The following is a 20,070-nucleotide window of genomic DNA, read 5'->3' on the forward strand; positions in this document are numbered from 1 at the left end:
AAGTCGGGGCGTAGCGCAGTCTGGTAGCGCATCTGGTTTGGGACCAGAGGGTCGGGGGTTCGAATCCCTCCGCCCCGACCATTACTCTTTCGCTCGGCAGAGCGCTCCCTCCAGACCGCGAATCAATTTCTCATTGTCTGCTTCGGAACGGACTGCGATTCGCAGGTGACCTGCTGCGAGTCCTTCAAAGTTGATGCAGGAACGAAGCACGATCTGGTGTTCAACGATCATCTTTTTCCAAAGCAGCGAGACGTCCACCTCCGCGGAAAATCGTAACAGCAGGAAGTTCGTGCTCGAGGGATATGTGATGATCTTCAGGCGAGCGAGTTCCCGCACCAGACAGTTTCGTTGCAGGGAGTTCTTTCTGCGAGTGTCCTCCGCATAAGCGTCGTCCTGCAAAGCAGCGCAGACCGCACTCGAGGCTAAAGTTGTAACTGGCCAGGGCGCAAGCCTGCGATTCAGATCGTCTATTGAGGAAGCACTGCTGACGGCATAGGCGACGCGTAATCCGGGGATGGCAAAAAATTTTGTGACAGAATGGAACACAACCAAATTCTCGAGTTCGGTGGCAGTCTGCGTGAGGGACTGTGCTGGAACATAGTCTATGAAAGCTTCATCAAGCAGCACCTTGATTCCATGCTCTGCGGCCATATCCACGAGGCATCGCAGCCTCTCGGCTTCGCAAAGTACGCCAGAAGGATTCTGCGGATTCGCCAGCAGGATTGCGTCGCACCCCTCTTCCAGCACAGCCTGCAACACGGAGTCCGGAGCGTACGAGAAACTATTTTCCTGAGAGAGGCAGTATGGAACGACCTCGACGCCGGCGTTCTCGAGCGTGCGCCGATACTCGCTGAACGAGGGCACAGGCAGAAGACAACGTGCAATCCTGAGCGAACGCAGAGCGGCTTCGAGCAGCGGTACGAAGCCATTCGCCACGGCGATGTTTTCTGGCAAGATCTTCGCAGTTTTCGCCAGTATCTTCTTGAGCTCGGTGAGTTCAAGGTCGGGATATGCTGTCAGCGTGGTGGGGTCTGCTAAGGCTCGATTTAGAGCCGCAAGCACCGACGGAGGAGGACCAGTCGGGTTGATGTTGGCGCTGAAATCAATAAGTTTCTCGGCCGGAACTCCATATCGCGCAGCGATCAGACGGAGTTGCCCACCGTGTGCCGGCAAGAAAACCTGCGGAGGATTCTTCATCTTCGTCCCCTGTGCAGTAACAGTACAGCAGCTGCTGCAACGGCAGAGACGACTGCGACAATCCTGATTGCCTGTCTTGCCTTGAGCGCATCAGGCGGCGGAAAATCCGCTCCAAGCAGAGGCGCTGCCATTGGCTCACCAGCGTAGTAATTTTTCCCTCCCAGCCGAACACGCAGCGCACCCGCCATGGCGCTCTCTGGCTGTCCGGCATTCGGACTTTTGTGTTTCATGCCGTCGCGTCGCCATGTTTCAAGCGCCGCCGCAGGATTCGCGTCTTCTACGGTGGCTGCTGCCGCTATGCCCAGGGCTGTCAATCGTGACGGTACAAAATTGGTCACATCATCGAGCCGCGCTGCGATCTTTCCGAAGTAAAAATATCTATCATCTGCATGGCCGATCATCGAATCGAGAGTGTTGATCGCCTTGTAGGCCATAGCAAGCGGAACCCCTCCGATAGCCATGTAAAAGAGCGGCGCGACGACGCCATCCGAGCTACTCTCTGCAACGGTCTCGATTACCGCGCGGCTGATCTCATGCTGGTCGAGTGCCTGAGTATCGCGACCGACGATTCGTGCCAGCCGCTGTTGCGCTAGAATGTTGTCGCCTTCCTCCATAGCGTCGATGACAGCGGAAGCTTCGTTGTGCAGACTGCGCGATGCAAGGCACGTCCATGCGAGCAGCATCTCCACCGCGAATCCCAGCCGCCGGTCCCTTTTATGCGCCAAGACAATCGTCTTTGCCGTAGCTAGATACGTCGCAACGACTATGCCAAAGGTCAGCACTCCACCAGCGGCAAGCTCAACTGCGGGAGTCTGTCCAGGCCTTCGTAGAATTAACTCTCCCCCTTCTATGCCTTTGCCAATCAATCGAACGGGATGAGGGAACCATTCAGGATCGCCGGCCACCCAGTCGAACAAATATGCTGCTGCGAGAACACTTCGACGACTCATCGCGCCACACCAGAACCTCGACGCTGCGGGGATGCGTCTTCCGGAGGAGGGACCTCGTAAGGCAGGCCCACCCATTCGAAGATTTCTTTCATATCAAGCGAGCTTTCTACCTCGCGCGCCAGCCTATTCAGGGAGTCTTCCCGAAGTTGCTTCCATGGATTCATCTTCGTCGGTGCGGAGAGCTTGTGAAACCCGCGAGCGGCACTGAGAAACTGATGACGGAAGCTGTCATCGTCGAAGATTCCGTGGAGATAGGTGCCGAAGACGCGTGTGTCAGCGCTGACGCAGCCATCTCTGCTTCTGCTGGACGAGCCGTTCTCAGAGGAGAGAGTCGAGAAGTGCTTTGCTCCAATCTCATAGTCAGTGTGTCCAATATGAATTTCATATCCTGCGAGCCGGCTGTCAGTAATGGGTTGCCCGAAGAGAACCGCAACCTCTACCTCGCCTTTCGCATTTCGGGTCACCTTCTCGGTATGCATGACGGTGCTGATAGGCAGCAAACCCATACCCGCAACCGATCCCTTGTGCTCCATCCCGGAAGGGTCGCTGATTGCCTTGCCGAGCATCTGCATGCCACCGCAGATACCTGCAACAAGACCTCTCTGCGCGTATCGCTTTATAGCGACATCCAACCCTGAACTTCTCATCCACAACAGGTCATCTACGGTCTGCTTACTGCCAGGCAGAATGACTACATCAGCGTGTGCGATTGCCTCTGCTGTGCGACAGAACAGAAGAGATACAGATGGTTCCGCGCGCAAAGAATCGAAGTCAGTGAAGTTCGAAAAAGAGGGGAGCGCAATCACAACGATCCGCAAAGCGCGATCAGTCGATCGGTCTGCAATCTGCTCTCCCGTCCACTGAGTTTGAGCCGACACAGGCAGACCCAGGCTGTCTTCCTCTTCGAGCATGAGAGAAGTCAGATAGGGAACTACACCGAGGCATGGTTTGTTCACACGCTCTTCCATCATTCGTATGCCGGGCTCTAAGAGGTTTGCATCGCCGCGGAATTTATTGATCGCGAATCCACGAACCCGCCGCCGCTCGTCGGGCTCCAGCAGTTCCAGCGTCCCCAGCAGCGACGCGAAGACCCCTCCCCGATCTATATCCCCAACAAGCAGACAGCTGGCATCAGCCATCTCTGCCATTCGCATGTTCGCAATGTCATGTTGCTTAAGATTGATCTCCGCGGGCGATCCGGCGCCCTCGAGAATGATCACGTCGTACTGAGAGGCCAGCGAATCATAGCTCTCGCATACCACCGGCAGCAACTCTTCTATGCGCCGCCGATGATAGTCCGCTGCCGTGACACGTCCCCAGATCCTGCCGCGCACAACCACCTGGGAAGACTGATCGCCCGACGGCTTGATCAAAATCGGATTCATGTGGACCGACGGGGCAACTCCGGCGGCCTCCGCCTGCAACGCTTGCGCGCGCCCGATCTCGAGACCCTCAATAGTTGCTGCAGAGTTCAACGACATATTCTGCGATTTGAATGGAGCAACGCGATAACCGTGTTGCGCGAAGACGCGACATAGAGCAACAGTCAATAACGACTTGCCGACATGAGAGCCCGTACCCAAAACCATGATTGCTCGCGCTCTCACGATGCCGGCCGTCCTTTGTCCCAGCTGCTGTCATATTCATCCAGCGAGAGCACGTTCTTCAGAGGCGTTCTCGTCTCCCATCCTGCGCGCTCCAGATCCGGCTCTGTCGCAAACGCATCGACGTATCCCAGGCACAGATAAGCCACCGGGATGATATGGCCGGGAATCTTCAGAGCTTCGCGTAACAAAGTTGGCTCGAGAATACTCACCCAGCCAACGCCAATGCCCTCGGCTCTTGCGGCGAGCCACAGATTCTGAATTGCGCAGACAGCCGAGTAGATTGCGGTCTCAGGCATCGTGCGTCGCCCTAGCTGGTGCCCCTGGCTGCTCTGCGAATCACACACGATGCACAGATTCTGTGGTGCTTCGAGTATGCCTTCGAGCTTCATCCCCGCATAGCTCTGTTGTTTTTCTCCCTCGTAGCTCGCGAGTGCCTGTTTGTTGGCATCGAGAAAGATCTGGTGGACCTTTTGACGCACGGCGAGTTCGCGCACGACGATGAATCGCCATGGCTGCATCAGGCCAACGGAAGGTGCGTTGTGTGCGGCTTCAAGCAGCCGATATAACAGTTCGTTTGGAATAGGCTCCGGTAGAAAGCCGCGGCGTACATCTCTCCGCTCGCGAATAGCCCGGTAAACGGCGTTTCGCTCACTCTCGTCGAAGCCTGTAGCCTTCGTCATTTCCATGCCCTTGACCACTTCGGTCCAGCAGTGTCGCCGCTGCGCAACCGCGCATCTACGCCCGCCTTTACTTCAATGAGTCGCCCAAAGAGCCAGATTACATCTGACAGTCGGTTGAGGTACGAGAGTATTTCAGGCTTAATCTCCACGCCACTGTTCGCAAGTCGAACCGCATTTCGCTCTGCGCGCCGGCAAACCGTGCGAGCAACTTCGTAAGCGGCAGACTCGGTGTGCGCACCAGGCAAAGACCAGTCGGAGAGTATGCCTTCGGTCGCCTCGATCTGATGAACCAGATTGGTCAGCATATCAACGTCTTCGGTCAAAACAGACGGTGGGCTCTTCTTGCTCTCCGGCGGAGTAGCCAGCGCGGACCCCACTCGAAACAGCGTGCGTTGAATCGTCTCGGTCCAGTCATGGATCTCCTTGTTCGTGCAGATGCTTCGGGCAAAGCCTAGAGTCGAGTTCAACTCGTCGACCGTCCCGTAAGCTTCAACGCGCAAGTCAGCCTTCGAGATGCGAATCCCGCCGGCCAGTCCAGTCTGGCCGCCATCTCCTCGTTTTGTTGCGATGCTCATAGTCTCTCCCCTTGTTCTTGAACTTCGTCAAATGGCTCCAGCGACTCTTCCACACGAATACGAATGACTTTGCGAAGAGCAGTTCTTTCGTAGCTCAGGATCATGCCGCTATCAAGAAAATCCTTGACCTGTGGAGGGCGGTCAGAGAACAGCTGCTCTTCATCAAAAAACCATGAGGCGGTCGCGCCAAGTTCCTCGATGCTCCGGGCATAGATCACCACTGCGGGAATGCGATTTACTCCCGCCTGCAACAAATGGTAGGCGCGATGATAGCCATCGCGCAAAAACCACCGTCCGCGAAACTCTGCTACTTCGAAGAAAGGGCTGCCGCCATAAAGCGAAAGTGGCAAAGCTCCGCATCCGCTCGTCTTCGGAGTCAATCGTAGCTGCAGGTCAGGATTGCTCGAATGCAGACCAATATCCAAGCGGTCAATATCGCTGCCGTTACGAACCAGAACATGCTCGGTGCTTCGTTGTGAGCCGACTGCGAGTGAGATCAATCCGGGCCAATCACCTTGCACTGGTATGGTCGAAACTTGCTGCGACGGACTAAAGATCAACCTGCGTTGAAATGCAAGCAGAAGGCGCAGGTCGACCACGCCCAGCGTCCAGTCGAGGCCCCGATACTCCAAGAGTAAGTCTTCGCGTTGCGTTGCCGTCGCGAACAAAGGTTGAATGTCTCGTGTCTCTTGGTCGAGCAAGGCGCTGGCACTTGTGTAACGATCACGTTCGGCTAATCTCGCGCTTGCTTGTCCGATTCGGGCATCTAACTCCATCGAATCGAAACCTGCGGCGTCGTCGCGGTAGGAGTACTCATCCAAACCCCAGGCTATCAACTCATGTACATCAACCTTACGGGAAGTCATGAGCGCGCTCCTATGCTCTGCGCCTGGAGCGATGGTGCAACAGTATGTCGAACGATCGCACAGTAAGTCTTGGTCTGCCTCCAGGCATCGTCCTGACTGCAGTTGTTCAGCGAGCACAGCACGGTTCTCAGCACTCCCGCGTGCGTCACAACCGCGATCTTTTGCTCCGCAGCCTCCGTGGACAAGAACTCTACCTCTCTCAACACACGTCGTTCAAAGTCGCTGAAAGCTTCCCCATTAGGCGTCGGCAGCATTGGATATTCCGCTATCCAGCGACGAGCATAAACCGCATCCCGTTGCTCAATCTCCTGCCAGCTAAGCCCCTCCCATGTCCCGAAGCCGATCTCGCGCAGTGCCAGACGCGCATGGCATCCGACTCCGAATGCCTCGGCGATTGCGTTGGCGGTCGCCACGGCGCGGCGCAGATCGCTCGTGTAAACGACGTCGATATTCTCATGTTGAAGTCTGTGGATCAACTCGGAGATCTGTTCACGACCAAGCGCATTAACCTCAGGGTCGGAGTGGCCGCAGAAGGTCCCCGCCATATCTGTCTCTGCATGACGAACGAAGAGTATCTCGCTCATGCGATCCATATCCCACAAAAGTAAACCGCGATTTCGGTGAGCTGATTGGTTGCACCGAAGCAATCTCCAGTCACGCCATCGATCTTTCGATAGTAGAACCAACCACTCAATATCACTATAACGAGAGAGACAAGAAGAGGTTGCATGGAGGCTCTTCGAAGAGCGAAGATCACTATCCCGGCAGCAACGAGTGAACCGAACAACAGCGAAGGGAGGGATGTGAGTCGAGCGATGCGCGCACCTTGTCCCTCCTGTTCTCGAGCAGGGGGAAGAAAATAACTCAGCGGAAGGGAGCTCCATCGGCAGAGCACGTGGGCCGAGATGACGTATGCGGCAAAGTGCTCCATCGGTATCGAAGACAGCAGTAGATAACGCGCCAGCAACGACAGGACAAGAGCGGTTGCACCATAACTTCCAATCCTGCTGTCGCGCAGGATGGCCAATACCCGATCCTTCGTCCAGCCGCCACCGAAACCGTCTGCAGTATCAGCAAGGCCATCTTCGTGCAGAAAGCCGGTAATCAGCACGAGGTAAGTCAGCACGACCAGCGCGGCGAGTGGGCGAGTCAGGTGCGTTATCAGCAGCTTTTGCAGTAGCACAGCTCCTGCCCCGACGATCAATCCAACCAGCGGAAAGAATTTGACGGCGCGCGAGAGGGAATCGGACTCGAACGCAATCGCAGGCATGGGGATTCGCGTAAGAAATTGAAAGGCGACCACGAGCTCTTCGCCAAACCTCCGAATCTGTCCTGCTGCGGTCAATCCTTAGCCTCGCTCACACCAGCAGATTCGAATGTCGCCATCTGGTTGTAGAGGCACATCGCGGACTCGAGGATCGGCATAGCCAGGACTGCGCCAGTGCCTTCGCCGAGGCGCATATTCAACTCGAGAATTGGCTTCAACTCCAGATAGTCGAGCAGTATCTGGTGCCCTGGCTCTTCGGATTGATGTCCAGCAAAAAGATAGCCGCGCACCTGCGGCACTAACGCAAAGGCAACCGCAGCAGCAGCCGTCGAGATGAAGCCGTCGACGACTACCGCGATTCCATGCCGCGCTGCGCCGAGTATGAAACCTGTCATCGCGGCGATCTCCAGTCCGCCGACGATACGGAGCACATCGACGGGATCAGGCAGAGTGTCGCCTCCCGCTTCTCCGAAGTGCTTCTGCAAAACCGCTTCGATGATCCGGCGCTTGTGCTGCAACGCCTCGGTGTTCAGGCCGGTTCCTATGCCGGTCGTGAACTCAACCGGTTTCCGGGTAAGCAGAGACGTGATGGCGCTCGCAGCCGTGGTATTTCCAATTCCCATCTCTCCGACAGCGACCAGGTTGTGTCCCTTCGCCTTCGAATCGTCAGCAAGGTCAAGTCCAACACCAAGAGCTTCCGTCAGCTCGTCGCTGCTCATCGCGGGCTCATGCATCATATTGCGTGTTCCCCTGCGCACGTTGCGCTGCAGCAGGCCGTCGATCAGATCGAAGTCCGCATCAACGCCCACATCGACTACATGCATCTCGACGCCATGAAGCTTCGCAAGCACATTGATAGCCGCACCATGAGCAAGAAAGTTAAGCACCATCTGTCGCGTCACTTCGCTTGGATACGCACTGACGCCCTCAGCGGTAATCCCATGATCGGCAGCAAAGATGTAGACAGCCTTGCGTAGCGGCTCCGTATACCCCAGCTGTCGAATCGACACCATCTGCGCCGCAAAATCTTCCAACCGGCCAAGGCTGCCCAGCGGCTTGGTCAAAGTATCGAGATGCGCTCGTGCCTTTGCCAGCCATTGCTCGCTGGTGGGCTCAATTGTCGACATGACGTTAGAGTCGCTCACCGCGCCACCGTCTGCAGTGGGCGCGCTCGTCGCATGGCAGCGACAAGATCTCTCGCGATGGTGAGATTCGCTCGCAAGTGCAGATGAACATAGCTGGCCAGCACATTGCCCTGCTGAAATCCTTCAAGTTCTTCTTTCCCAGACATGGAGTACTGCACCCGATAAGTTGTTGCCACCTCTCCACGTGACACAAGGCATGAATAGTGAAAGCTATGCCCGCGAACTGTGGTTCCTTTCACGCCCAGCAGACAGTCTTCCGTGAACTCAACAGTGACGTATCCGAACTGCACGAGCTTGTCGGTCATCTGCATTGACAGCGGCAGCACGCCAGCCATCGTATACGTCTCCCCATCGTTGGTGCTGAGGCTCCTGGACAGATAGATCATCCCGCCGCACTCCGCATAGACCGGTCTCCCCGAAGCAGCGAAAGCGCGAACATCCTCGAGCATCCCACGATTGCTGCTCAACTTTTCTGCATGAAGTTCGGGATATCCTCCTCCTAGATACAGCCCGTCCAGTCTGGCTGGAAGACACCTGTCGTGCAGTGGACTGAACCAAACGATCTCGGCTCCCTGTTCGCGCAGCAGGTCCAGATTGTCCTCGTAGTAGAACGAGAAAGCGTGATCAGACGGCACGCCGATTCGCACACCTTCTTCTGATTGCGAACGCCTCACGCCGAAATCATGATCCTCGTTCAGCTCCAAACCACACTGCAGCTCAAGCAAGCGATCCAGATCGAAGAACTTTTCCGCAAGCGCAGCCAGTGTATCGATCGCAGCATCCTCACCAATCGCAGCTTCTGCCGCACCCCGCAAGCCAAGATGTCGCTCAGGAATCGCGATCGTCTGATCTCGCGGCAGCCAACCCAGAATCTTTGTCCTGCAGTTGGTCTCAATCGCCGCCCGCAGCATCTCGTAATGTCTCTCTGTCGCAACCCGATTCAGAATCACACCCGCAAGCCGTAACTCGGGATCGAACATCTCAAAGCCGAGCACCACCGCTGCGATGCTTCGCGCAGTCTTAGCCGCATCGACCACCAGCACCACCGGCAGCTTCAGCAGTTTGGCAATCTCCGAGGTGCTCCCCGCTTCGGTGTTCCCGCTCTTCCCGTCGAACAAGCCCATCATGCCTTCAGCGACCAGAACATCCGCGCCCCGTGCTGTATCACGCAGAACACTGCGGTTCGCCCCTTCGCTCAGCATCCACGTATCAAGATTACGAGCCTTTCGCCCACATATTCGTGTGTGATGTCCGGTATCCAGAAAGTCGGGCCCACATTTGAACGGCTGCACTGCAAGTCCACGTCGTCGCAGGCCCGCCATAATCGCAAGCGCAACTGTAGTCTTCCCCACGCCGCTAGCCGCGCCCGAAATCAACAGCCCTCTCACAGAGTAACCTCGAGGTGTCCCTTCAAGGCAAGCGGCAGTCCAGCTACCATCAGCACCACATCATCGGCGACTCTCGCCACGCTCTGATTGATCTCGCCCAGCAGATCGCGATAACGCCGCCCCAACGGATACGCCGGCACCACTCCGCTGCCCACCTCATTTGAAACCAGCACAACCGAGCAACTAGCCGACCGCAATGCCGCACATAAAGCCTCAACGCGCCGATCCACAGCACCCTGATCGTCGCCCTCCGCCTCAAGCAGATTCGCCGCGAAGATCGTCAGGCAATCCACCACCATCACATCGCAGCTGGGTCCACGCTGCGTCAATACCTGAACCAACTCCAGCGGCTCCTCCACGGTAGTCCACTCCGCCAACCGCTCTTCGCGATGCCGTTCGATCTTCCTCCGCATCTCGTCGTCCGAAGCCTTCGCCGTCGCTACAAAGATTACGCGGCTCTCCCGCTCTGCAAGTTGTTGCGCATAACGGCTCTTGCCGCTGCGAACGCCGCCAAGAACGAGTGTCACGGAACTCTGGCGCATCTCCTGCATCGTTAGCTCCTTGCCCGGCATCTTTCGAAGCAATCGAGCAGAGCGGGATGAATTTTAGGCAGCGCTCGGGCAGACCTATTGCAGTCAGCGAGAATGCTCTCCAGCTCTCCCAGCGAAGCTGAATCAAGCCTGGTCGGCCACCGGCAGGTCTCCTGACTTACGCCTCATCGAGCTTTGACTCACCTTCCCAGGACAAATCCCAGTGGCTTAGTACCAATCGTCAAAACTCTCAGCGCTTACAGTTACGGGGTAGCGACGGATTCACACCGTCTTCCCAACACCAGTGTAGAAAAGACTATCCCGGTCACCCCGCCGGGTCAAATCTTTACAACTCCGCGACCCCGGTGAGACTTTCGCTCTTACCAACGATTCTCCTCGCCGCAACCCGAGCATCCCGAATTAGATCGGGCACGCCTACGCCGCGATATCCGTTGCCAAGCAGCGATAGTCCATCGAGTGCACTCACTCGTTCATCGAGCCTCTTCATCCGTTCCAGATGCGCGACGGCATACTGCGGGAGGCTCCGCGGCCATCGCCGAACCACGGTCACCTGAGGCTCCGGCAACGGCCCCAGAATCCTCGCCAGCTCCATCCGCGCCACTGCGGCAGTCTCATCGTTACCGCATCGCATCAGCCGTTCGGCAGCTTTGCCACCAAAGAAGGCTCGCACTAAGCGCCCACCAGGCGGCACCCTATCTTCAAACTTCTGATCGACAAAGGTCGCCGCAAGCAGCAGACTATCGGAGCCCGGGGGCACCAGAAAGCCAAATCCAGGCGGAACGGGAAACCTCGCCGCGTCAGGAAATCCAAATGCCACCACCACCGCAGAGCTTGCCTCCATCTCCATCAACGGAGCCATCTCCGCGTCCACCGGCTTCAGCAAGGAGCAAGCAACATCAAGAGGAGCAGCCATCATCACGGCATCGAACCGTTCCACACCGCGAGCTGTTCCCACCAGCCACCCTTCGTCGCCGTACGACACAAATCGCACTTCGGCAGCCAGCCGAATCCAGTCTTCAGGAATCGCCGCGATCATACGATCCACCAGCGTTCCCATACCGCTGCGCAGTGTAGTAAACACTGAGTGTTTCTTCGCTCCCGCATCACGCGCCCGCAGTGCGACGATCAGGCTGCCGTGCTCTCGCTCCATCGCGACGAAGGGAGCCATCACGGCACGCACACTCAACTTCGTTAAATCGCCGCCAAACACACCGCTCAGCAAAGGCGCACCGATCTTCGTCAGCACCTCTTCCCCAAAGTGGCGCCGAACAAACTCCGCGATGCTCTCGTCCTCGTCAGGAGCGTCCGCCCGCAACTGCTCCGCGCGCCCCACCTCTTCGTGATAAGCCAGCTTCGCCGTCGCGCTAAAAAGCTCCGAAGCATCCAGCGCATCGAGATCGACCGGCACCATCATCCGCATACCGTCCGGCATCGCCTGCAGCTTCTTGTCGACCAGCACATAGGTCTTCCGCGTGGCATCGTTGGAAGGCATCACTTCATCACCCATGCCAAGCTCTTCTGCCAACTCACGCGCCCACGGCTTCTCCGTCACCCACGCATCGGGTCCGCACTCAATGACGAACTCACCTTCATGTACCGTCTCGATGATTCCACCCAGCCGCGTCGAGGCTTCGAACAACACCACCTGCAGCGACGCGCCGTTGCGAGCCTGCCGCGCCAGCTCATATGCCGCCGCCAGCCCTGCGACTCCACCGCCAACGATCGCAACGCGCTTCATTTTCTCTCTCCAGAAAAACATCTGCCAATAAAAAGAGCGGAGAGCAGCCTCCGCCTTCGGCCCTCAAGACAGCCTATACCTACGCCGGAACCATCACCTCATCGACGGTCGCCTTATATTTACCGGTGACCACATCCACAAACGCCTCCACCAGCACCGGGGAGTCGTTCAGACTCTCCGCCCGCCACAACTTCAGCCCCAGCTCGATGGCTTTCTGACGAAAAGCAATGTCGACGTCGTACAGAATCTCCACGTGATCGCAGAGAAACCCCACCGGTTGCATCACCACACCCACGTGCCCTTCGGCTTTGATCGCTTTGAGCGTGTCCTCCACCGTAGGTCCAATCCACGGTCCTCCGCTCATTCCCTGGCTTTGAAACGCAAAGTACCAATCGTTCTCGCGAAAACCGACTGCCGACATCCGCTCCGCCACCATCTGTGCAGTGCGCTTGGCCTCCACCGGATAAGGGTCCGGCGAATCCTGCACCGGAGTTCCCGGCCTTGCTCCCGCAATTGAAGCCTCACCGGTCATAATCGTTCGGCATGGCACGCTGTGCGCGGTAAACAACACAGGCACCCGCTGTCCCGACTCAGCGCAGGCTTCCGCCCACACCGGCCGCAGTTTCTCGGCAAACGCCTCTGCCAGCAGCGGACTGTCCGCCCATCCAGCAACAAACTCAACCTCAATACCAGTCGCGGCAGAGAGCACAGCCTTCCGGTAAAGTCCCACGCTGGTACGAGAGTTCTGCGGAGCTAGACACACGGCCTTGATCCGCGTCACCCCATCCCGCCGCATCTCTGCGACTGTGTCCGCAATATAAGGATGCCAGTTGCGCATGCCGACATACACCTTGCCCGAGCCCAGCACGTGCTCCAGCATATGTGCCTGCACCATCGTCCACTTCGTCAGCGGCGGAGGCTCCAACCCAGGCGCCTCCTGCAGCCCAATCTGCGCATACCGATGCTGAAGTTCTTTCACAACCTCCTGCGGCATCGCCCGGCCACCGGTCACCTTGTTCAGATACTCGGCCATCTCGCCCAGCATGTCCGGCGTTCCATGTGCCAGCAGCAGTACCGCGCTCTTACCTGTCTCAGAGCTCATCGTCGTGTCACTCCCACCGCGCTCAGCTCTTTGCTCAGATCCTTGACCCACTCCACCACGCGGATCACATTTTCGACGGGCGTCCCAGGCACGATGCCGTGGCCCAGATTGAAGATGTGTCCCGGCCGTCCACCAGCAGCAGCCAGAATCTCGCGCACCTGCTCCTTCAACACCTCTTCGTTTGCAAACAGCGCAATCGGATCAAGATTCCCCTGTACCGCGCAGCCCGCGCCCACAGCCTTCCAGCCGGCATCGAGCGGCGTCCGCCAATCCAACCCAATCACATCCGCTCCCGTCTCACTCATCGCCGGCAGCAGGGAAGCAGTCTCCACGCCAAAGTAGATCACCGGCACTCCAAGTGTCTTGATGCGCTCGACCAGTTCCGTCGTCCAGCCCAGACAGTACTGCCGATAGTCTCGAACGCTCAGTTTTCCCACCCAGCTATCGAAGACCTGAATCACATCCGCGCCTGCCTCCACCTGCTGCTGCGCATAAGCAACTAAAACAGTAACAATCTTCTCCATCAGCAGCGACCATGCGGCTCCATCGGAGTACATCATCTTCTTCGTCTCGATGTAGTTGCGGTCCCCGCCACCCTGCTTGCCGCCCTCAATCATGTATCCAGCAAGCGTCCAGGGAGCACCGCAGAATCCTATGATTCCCAACTCATCCCCATCGGCACGCGGAGCGGCAAAGTGCTTCGCAACCTTTTCGATCGCCCGCGCAACGTACTGCAACTCCTCCACGCGATCGGTCCGCAGCGCCTTTACATGCTCTAGCGTCCGCATCGGCGTATGAACCACCGGCCCTTCGCCCGCAACAAACTCAAAGTCCAGCCCCATCGGCGTAAACGGCAGCAGCAGATCGGCAAAGATGATCGCAGCATCCACGCCCAGCCGCTCAGCAGCCGTAATTGTCACCTCGGCCGCAATCTCCGGCGTCCGGCAGATCTCCAGCAGCGAATGGTGCTTCCGCACGGCCATATACTCCGGCATGTACCGCCCTGCCTGCCGCAAAAACCACACCGGCGTCCTGTCCACTGGACGACGCAGGCACGCCCGCACAAATCTGCTGCGGCCCGAACCCGCATCGACAGAATTCACTGCCGCACTTTCCACAATCGCATCACTCAAAAGGCTCGTCCTCTATAACCTTTTAAGCCTAGCACCCATGGCTCGCCACGCGAACTCGCATCAGCTCCAGCTGTTCATGACCCCGAAAAAATCACGTCAATTTATCGTCGACTATCGCCCCAAAAAGCCTGCGCTCAGGCCTCAAGCCGGAACGTAAACTCCTCAATCACAGGGTTTGTCAGCACCTCACGCGCAATCCGCTCCACCTCGGCCTGCGCGGCGCTCTGTTCCAATCCATTCTCCAAGGTCAGCAGGAAATACTTCCCCTGCCGCACATCGGCAACGCCGCGATATTCCATCCGCCGCAATGCATCTGCAACCGTCTGCCCCTGGGCATCCAGCACCGTTCGTTTCAGCGTGACATAGACATGAGCCTTCATCTTGTCTGATTATAGACAAGGTGCAGCCTTCGTCCTCAATCGAGGTCACGAACCTCCGCCAAGGCAAGCTCGGCCACAGAAACACAACGCCGACCGCCGCCTAAATTTTTGTTGGACAAGAGAAGAGATCCCAGCCTTTATGACGAACTACCTGGAACTCCCCGTAGGGCCTCACAGCCCCGAGGTCATCAACGCAGTCATCGAGATTCCCTACGAGGGTGTCAACAAATACGAGTACGACAAAGAGCTCCACGTCTTCCGCCTCGATCGCAACCTCTACTCCCCCGTCCACTATCCCGGCGACTACGGCTTCATCCCCAGCACCCTCGGCGACGACGGTGACCCCCTCGACTGCCTCGTCCTCGTCGACACCCCCAGCTTCTCCGGCTGCGTCATGCAGGTCCGCCCTATCGGTGTCCTCGAGATGCTCGACCAGGGCCTCGGCGACGAGAAGGTCCTCTGCGTCGGCCAGGACAATCCGCGCTACAAAGACGTCTGGAACTTCTCCGAGATCTATCCCCACATGCTCAAGGAGATCACCCACTTCTTCGCCATCTACAAGGACCTCGAAGGCAAGCGAGTAGAAGTCAAAGGCTGGCGCGACGCCTCCTTCGCCCGCAACAAGGTCCTCGAAGCCCAGCAGCGCTTCCTCGACAACAAGGTCACTCCCATCCCCAAGCCAGTCCCAAAGAAATAGCCGAGCCCAGATCCCGACCAACGGGAGGGCCCAAGCCCACATCCTGCCGAGACCGGTACACAAGTCACGAAGTGACCGCCCGAACCGGGGTCCCCGCAAACAAGTCTTCGTTTGCGGGGTGGCCTAGCGAAGTGGGCCCGTCCGGCAGGACAAGCGCCTTTAGCCACACCCGTCAGCTAGCAAAACGCCCCCGCCGCACCATCCGCGCCGCCAGATAAACCACCGGCCCCGCCGCCGCCACAATCCCCGCAAACTCCAGCGCCGGCAGCCCAGCCACGCGCTCTCCCCGCGCCGCCCAAAGCGCAAACGCGATCAGACCCCCCGGCCCAACCCCCATCCCCACCGCCCCCAAAACCCCACCCGGCACCTTGAACGGCCTCGCCAACTCAGGCTCCTTCACTCGCAGCACCACCAGCGCCACAAACTCCAGCATCAGCGCCGCCCCATACAGCACCAGGTCAATCGAGATCAGCCGCTCAAACGACAACCGCAGCGCCAACGCCCACCCCACCGAGCACACCGCCAAACTCACCCACGGCACACCCCACCTGTTCTTCCGCTCCATCACCTCCGGCAGCATCCCCTCCTCTGCCAGCGCATACGGCACCCGCGTGTAGCTCATCATCAGCGCATTGAACATCCCCCCACCGTTGATCATCCCGCCCAGCACCACGCACACCGCCAACCACGGCCCCGCCAGCTCCCTCGCCGCATCCACCCACGCCCCCGTAGAAAACCGAGCCGCCGGAATCCCCGCCAGCCCCACCGCCGCCAGCGGCAGCACATACGTTAGCGCCACCAGCCCCGTCGCCAACAGCATCGCCCGCGGATAGTTCCTCTGCGGCTCCTCCACCTCCTGAGCCACCGTCGACGCGTTGTCCCACCCCATATAGTTCCACAGCGTCACCGACACAGCCCCGGCCCAATCCGCCCGAGGCAACCCTGTCCCAACCAAGCCCCCGCCCATCCCCGAACCACCCATGCCCGCCAACCCATGCGCACCCATCAGCCCCTTCCACAACCCCACCGCCGTCAGCACCACAAACGGCGACAGCAGCACGCAGAACAGTCCCACCGACCCCTCGCCCACCGCCCGCGCGCCCAGCAGATTCCACGCCATGCACACCACCACCACCCCCAGCGCCCACGCCGTCCCGCGATACCCCGCCGTCCACGCCGGTTCCATCCTCCCCATATACAGCACAAAGATCGTCGGGTAGATCGCCATATCGAACACGCTCGCCGCCAGGCTCAGCCACGCCTCCTGAAACCCCCAGAACTCCCCCATCGCCCGCCGCACCCACCGGTAATACCCACCCTCCTCCGGAATCGCTGCCGCCAGCTCCCCCACCATTAAACTAGTCGGCAGACTCCACACCACCGGAATCACCAGCAGCAGCAGCAGCGCCCGCACATATCCCGCCATGCCGATCACATCTTCCAGCCCATACGGCCCACCCGAAACCATAAAGTAGGTCGCGGCAATTAACGGCAGCAGCCGCATCTTCCCCCCACCCGCCACCGCTCGCCGCAAACCCACCCGCCCCACCGCCATTCAGCCTTTATATAGTCCCCAAGCGTCGTCATGCCACGAAGTTGCTGACTCGCTAACCCGCTGACTAGCTGACTTGCTATAATTCTCTTCAGCCGGGCATCGCCGAGAGGCAGATGCTCACCGCAACACAGACGGAGAGTTGGCCGAGTGGCTGAAGGCGGCGGTTTGCTAAACCGTTATAGGGCGAAAGCTCTATCGGGGGTTCGAATCCCCCATTCTCCGCCATAATCTTGTTTTTAGGACATCCAAGCACATCCAAAGGAATTATCACAACCTCAGCAAATGCTGGGGTTTCGTGCTTTTACCCCGACGCTTCTCTTCTCGACAACTCCGCATAGCCTTTCCTGTTAGACTGCGTCGTACAAACGCACTTGAAGAGAATTTGCTGGAGGCTCCCCTGAATTCTTCCTGTTCCATGCGCAAAGGCCCATTCCTCTTCGGAGTATTTCTCCTCACTTTTTCACTGCTTACATTTCAGATCATCCAAACGCGAATCCTTTCAGTGATCGCTTGGTACTACATGGCTTTTTTCGCGATCAGCGTAGCCATGCTGGGCATGACCGTCGGCGCGGTCTGGGTCTATCTGCGCCGCGAGCGATTTGAATCCGACTCGCTGTCCCTTACCCTGACCAACTTCGCCCTCGCAACGGCAGTGGCTATGCCTGCATCGGTCATGGTGCAGTTTTGCCTCATCACCATTATTTCGCTTTCGCTTACCACCGTCGTTTCGTGGAGTCTGCTTCTGATCTTCATGGCCATCCCCTACGCCTTCGCGGGGGTTGTGGTCAGTCTGGCGTTGACCCGCAGCCCATTCCCCACCGGACAGGTCTACGGAGTCGACCTCTTGGGCGCTTCGTTCGGCTGCCTGGGAGTCATTCTGCTCCTCAATCTTCTGGATGGCCCGACCGCTGTGATCGCATCCGGCGCCGTATGCGGTCTGTCCGCTATAGCATTCGCCGCCAGCGCCCCCTCCGAAGATCGGCAACGGTTGGAATCAAGGTCCTGGTGGCGTCGTCCAATTCCCATCACGATCGCGCTCATGGTGTTCGCGATACTCAATTCAATCGCGCCTGTCGGCATGCGTCCCATTTTGGTGAAAAACAGCTTTGAGACCTACGCCCTGGGCGTATACGAGAAATGGAACTCCTATTCCCGAATCGTCGCAAGCTCTCCAACACTGCACTTCCCTGACATGTGGAGCGTCTCCCCTGCCCTTTCGGGGAATACGCGTATTATGCAGGCGGAACTGAATATCGATGGCGCGGCAAGCACTCCCATGTCCCACTACGATGGAACGCCAGACTCCATCTCTTTCCTGCAATACGATCTGACTAGCCTGGCTTACCGCCTTCCTGGTATCCGCAAATCTGCGGTCATTGGAGTTGGCGGCGGCCGCGACCTGATGACGGCTCACTTTTTTGGGGTTCCCGACATCACAGGAGTGGAGCTCAATCCCATCTTCATCAATCTCCTTACAAAGAATCCGTTCTATAAGAACTTTAGCAATGTGACTGCTGTGCCAAATCTGAAACTCCATGTCGACGATGCCCGTAGCTGGTTCGCAAGCACAGACGAAAAATTCGATCTCGTACAGATGAGCATGATCGACACCTGGGCGGCAACCGGAGCCGGAGCCTTCAGCCTCAGCGAAAACGGACTCTACACGCTTGAGGGTTGGCACGCCTTCTTCGGAACACTCAACGATGACGGCATCTTTACCGTGAGTCGCTGGTACAGCCCCGGCAATATTGACGAAACCGGAAGGATGATCGGGCTGGCGACAGCCATCCTCCTCGACTCCGGTGTCAAGGATGCCCGCCCGCAGATGTTCGTCGCCAGCGCCGGCAAAATCGCCACCCTTGTGTTATCGAAGAAGCCCTTCACTCCGGAGCAGCTGCGTATATTGCATCAGACAGTGCGCAGCCTCGGCTTCGACGTAGTGCTTGCGCCTGACCAGCCACCGCAGTCTCCGCTTCTGCGCGCGATCACGGAGAGCCACGATCGCGCCTCCTTGGATCACGTAGTGGATGAAACCTTTCTGGACCTCAGCGTGGCCACCGATAACCGGCCGTTTTTCTTCAATCAGCTCCGTTTCCTCAGTATCCCGCGCGCAGCAGAACGTTTCTTCCACAAGACTCTCGGCGTTGGCGTCGTACTCGGCAATCTGACGGCGTCAGCGGTACTCATCATGATTCTGTTTATCTCGATCCTGGCGGTCATCGCCACCATCCTGGTGCCTCTCAAAGATGCGGCCAGCGCATGTCCATTACCCCTCGCCGTTGCCGGTAGCCTTTATTTTTCGCTCATTGGCATGGGCTTCATGCTGGCCGAGATCGCCCTGCTGCAGCGGTTCAGCATCTATCTCGGCCATCCCATCTACTCTTTAAGTGTGTGCCTCTTCAGCCTCATTCTGGCCTCCGGCCTGGGCAGCCTGACATCAGACCGGCTGAAGCTGGACTCACGAGGCAAGTTGCAGACATGGGCCATTCTTGTCGTCGCCTACCTGGTGGCCTTGGGCCAGATCCTACCCATCATCTTTCAGCACACCACCGGTCAGGACCGTCTGGTGCGGATAGTAATTTCGGTGGCCGTCATCACGCCGCTCGGCTTTCTGCTCGGCTTTGCCTTTCCTACTGGCATGCGACTGGTCGAAGCAGTAGACCGGCAACCAACCCCGTGGTTTTGGGGAATCAATGGCGCAACCGGCGTTCTGGCGTCGGTGTTGGGTGTGATGTTCAGTATGGCACTGGGCATTCATGTGACCATGCTTTTATCTGCACTCTGTTATCTCCTGCTCATCCCGGCAGCCTTTGCTCTGTTACGAATGAGACAGGGAATCGCGTCAAGCGTTCCTGTTGCTGAGTTCGAAGGCGAGCTTCCCCGCGGCGTTTAACAAGATCCCCAAGCCAGATGCCCCACCCTTAGCTCGCAAACAAACAACAAATCTCGGGTGCCCCATCCTTCGCGCTCTTTGCGAAGGGTGGGATGTAACTGCCAATACAGCCATGCCCACCGGCCTCAAACGCTTCCAGCAAACCAAACAACTCCACTCCGGCGCCACGGCTTTGTCCGTACCGCAAAGTTAGGTAGAAACGACAAACCCCTCGCACATGGCGAGGGGTCAGCCGATACTCTTCACCGTTTATGCGAAGGTCTCGCCAATCATCTCTTCGCTCTTCTTCCAGAGCGCAACAGCGTTTTGTGAATCGAGAGCGAAGCCGCGTACTCCTTCGTCAAGC

The 20,070-nt window shown here is 58.0% G+C and carries 18 protein-coding genes, 2 tRNA genes and 1 riboswitch; of the genes, 4 read left to right on the forward strand and 16 right to left on the reverse strand.

Annotated features, from left to right (window positions below):
- Positions 1–4: 4 nt before the first annotated feature.
- Positions 5–81 (forward strand) — tRNA-Pro (locus HDF10_RS01155).
- Here the strand turns inward: HDF10_RS01155 and HDF10_RS01160 are convergent.
- The 15 genes from HDF10_RS01160 to purS form a co-directional block, all read right to left on the reverse strand.
- The gene (locus tag HDF10_RS01160) at positions 82–1,197 is read right to left on the reverse strand and encodes an aminotransferase class I/II-fold pyridoxal phosphate-dependent enzyme (protein WP_183809667.1); all 1,116 of its coding nucleotides are present in this window, start codon (positions 1,195–1,197) and stop codon (positions 82–84) included.
- Positions 1,194–2,147 carry an adenosylcobinamide-phosphate synthase CbiB gene (gene cbiB / locus HDF10_RS01165; protein WP_183809669.1) on the reverse strand — a complete coding sequence of 318 codons (954 nt, stop codon included), beginning with the start codon at positions 2,145–2,147 and terminating at the stop codon, positions 1,194–1,196. Before cbiB ends, HDF10_RS01160 begins: the two co-directional genes overlap by 4 nt.
- Positions 2,144–3,736 (reverse strand): cobyric acid synthase, encoded by a 1,593-nt coding sequence (locus tag HDF10_RS01170; protein WP_221271343.1) that lies wholly within the window; start codon positions 3,734–3,736, stop codon positions 2,144–2,146. The genes cbiB and HDF10_RS01170 overlap by 4 nt, the downstream gene beginning before the upstream one ends.
- Before the next feature lie 14 nt (positions 3,737–3,750).
- Positions 3,751–4,440 (reverse strand): 5,6-dimethylbenzimidazole synthase, encoded by a 690-nt coding sequence (gene bluB / locus HDF10_RS01175; protein ID WP_183809673.1) that lies wholly within the window; start codon positions 4,438–4,440, stop codon positions 3,751–3,753.
- A complete protein-coding gene (locus HDF10_RS01180) occupies positions 4,431–5,009 on the reverse strand; it encodes a cob(I)yrinic acid a,c-diamide adenosyltransferase (protein WP_183809675.1) in 579 nt (192 codons plus the stop codon). Before HDF10_RS01180 ends, bluB begins: the two co-directional genes overlap by 10 nt.
- Positions 5,006–5,875 carry a hypothetical protein gene (locus HDF10_RS01185; RefSeq protein WP_183809678.1) on the reverse strand — a complete coding sequence of 290 codons (870 nt, stop codon included), beginning with the start codon at positions 5,873–5,875 and terminating at the stop codon, positions 5,006–5,008. The genes HDF10_RS01180 and HDF10_RS01185 overlap by 4 nt, the downstream gene beginning before the upstream one ends.
- Positions 5,872–6,459 (reverse strand): histidine phosphatase family protein, encoded by a 588-nt coding sequence (locus HDF10_RS01190; protein ID WP_260177531.1) that lies wholly within the window; start codon positions 6,457–6,459, stop codon positions 5,872–5,874. Before HDF10_RS01190 ends, HDF10_RS01185 begins: the two co-directional genes overlap by 4 nt.
- A complete protein-coding gene (gene cobS, locus HDF10_RS01195; protein ID WP_183809682.1) occupies positions 6,456–7,220 on the reverse strand; it encodes an adenosylcobinamide-GDP ribazoletransferase in 765 nt (254 codons plus the stop codon). Before cobS ends, HDF10_RS01190 begins: the two co-directional genes overlap by 4 nt.
- A complete protein-coding gene (cobT, locus tag HDF10_RS01200; protein WP_183809684.1) occupies positions 7,217–8,269 on the reverse strand; it encodes a nicotinate-nucleotide--dimethylbenzimidazole phosphoribosyltransferase in 1,053 nt (350 codons plus the stop codon). Before cobT ends, cobS begins: the two co-directional genes overlap by 4 nt.
- Before the next feature lie 14 nt (positions 8,270–8,283).
- Complete coding sequence (locus tag HDF10_RS01205; RefSeq protein ID WP_183809686.1) at positions 8,284–9,675, reverse strand: cobyrinic acid a,c-diamide synthase CobB; 1,392 nt, start codon at positions 9,673–9,675, stop codon at positions 8,284–8,286.
- The gene (gene cobU, locus HDF10_RS01210; RefSeq protein WP_183809688.1) at positions 9,672–10,226 is read right to left on the reverse strand and encodes a bifunctional adenosylcobinamide kinase/adenosylcobinamide-phosphate guanylyltransferase; all 555 of its coding nucleotides are present in this window, start codon (positions 10,224–10,226) and stop codon (positions 9,672–9,674) included. Before cobU ends, HDF10_RS01205 begins: the two co-directional genes overlap by 4 nt.
- Before the next feature lie 125 nt (positions 10,227–10,351).
- Positions 10,352–10,526: riboswitch (cobalamin riboswitch) on the reverse strand.
- A 25-nt stretch (positions 10,527–10,551) separates the two neighbouring features.
- Positions 10,552–11,964: a protoporphyrinogen oxidase gene (gene hemG, locus HDF10_RS01215; RefSeq protein WP_183809690.1), complete on the reverse strand. Its 1,413-nt coding sequence runs from the start codon at positions 11,962–11,964 to the stop codon at positions 10,552–10,554.
- A gap of 79 nt (positions 11,965–12,043) precedes the next feature.
- Entirely contained in the window at positions 12,044–13,066 is a 1,023-nt protein-coding gene (locus tag HDF10_RS01220) for a ferrochelatase (protein ID WP_183809692.1), read from the reverse strand.
- The gene (gene hemE, locus HDF10_RS01225) at positions 13,063–14,199 is read right to left on the reverse strand and encodes a uroporphyrinogen decarboxylase (protein WP_183809694.1); all 1,137 of its coding nucleotides are present in this window, start codon (positions 14,197–14,199) and stop codon (positions 13,063–13,065) included. The genes HDF10_RS01220 and hemE overlap by 4 nt, the downstream gene beginning before the upstream one ends.
- A gap of 134 nt (positions 14,200–14,333) precedes the next feature.
- Positions 14,334–14,579, reverse strand: a complete 246-nt coding sequence (purS, locus tag HDF10_RS01230; protein ID WP_179581391.1) for a phosphoribosylformylglycinamidine synthase subunit PurS — start codon at positions 14,577–14,579, stop codon at positions 14,334–14,336.
- 139 nt (positions 14,580–14,718) lie between these two features.
- Between purS and HDF10_RS01235 the strand changes: the two genes are divergently transcribed.
- Positions 14,719–15,276: an inorganic diphosphatase gene (locus HDF10_RS01235; RefSeq protein WP_183809696.1), complete on the forward strand. Its 558-nt coding sequence runs from the start codon at positions 14,719–14,721 to the stop codon at positions 15,274–15,276.
- Between the two features lie 172 nt (positions 15,277–15,448).
- Here the strand turns inward: HDF10_RS01235 and HDF10_RS01240 are convergent, their stop codons facing one another.
- Positions 15,449–16,831, reverse strand: a complete 1,383-nt coding sequence (locus HDF10_RS01240; protein ID WP_260177532.1) for an APC family permease — start codon at positions 16,829–16,831, stop codon at positions 15,449–15,451.
- 133 nt (positions 16,832–16,964) lie between these two features.
- On the opposite strand from HDF10_RS01240, the gene HDF10_RS01245 reads away from it, so the two are divergent.
- A tRNA-Ser gene (locus HDF10_RS01245) sits at positions 16,965–17,056 on the forward strand.
- Between the two features lie 295 nt (positions 17,057–17,351).
- Positions 17,352–19,724 (forward strand): spermidine synthase family protein, encoded by a 2,373-nt coding sequence (locus HDF10_RS01250; protein ID WP_183809698.1) that lies wholly within the window; start codon positions 17,352–17,354, stop codon positions 19,722–19,724.
- The last annotated feature ends 346 nt before the right edge of the window (positions 19,725–20,070 follow it).

Source organism: Tunturiibacter empetritectus, from assembly GCF_014201375.1.
In the GTDB taxonomy this organism is placed as follows: Bacteria; Acidobacteriota; Terriglobia; order Terriglobales; family Acidobacteriaceae; genus Edaphobacter; species Edaphobacter lichenicola_D.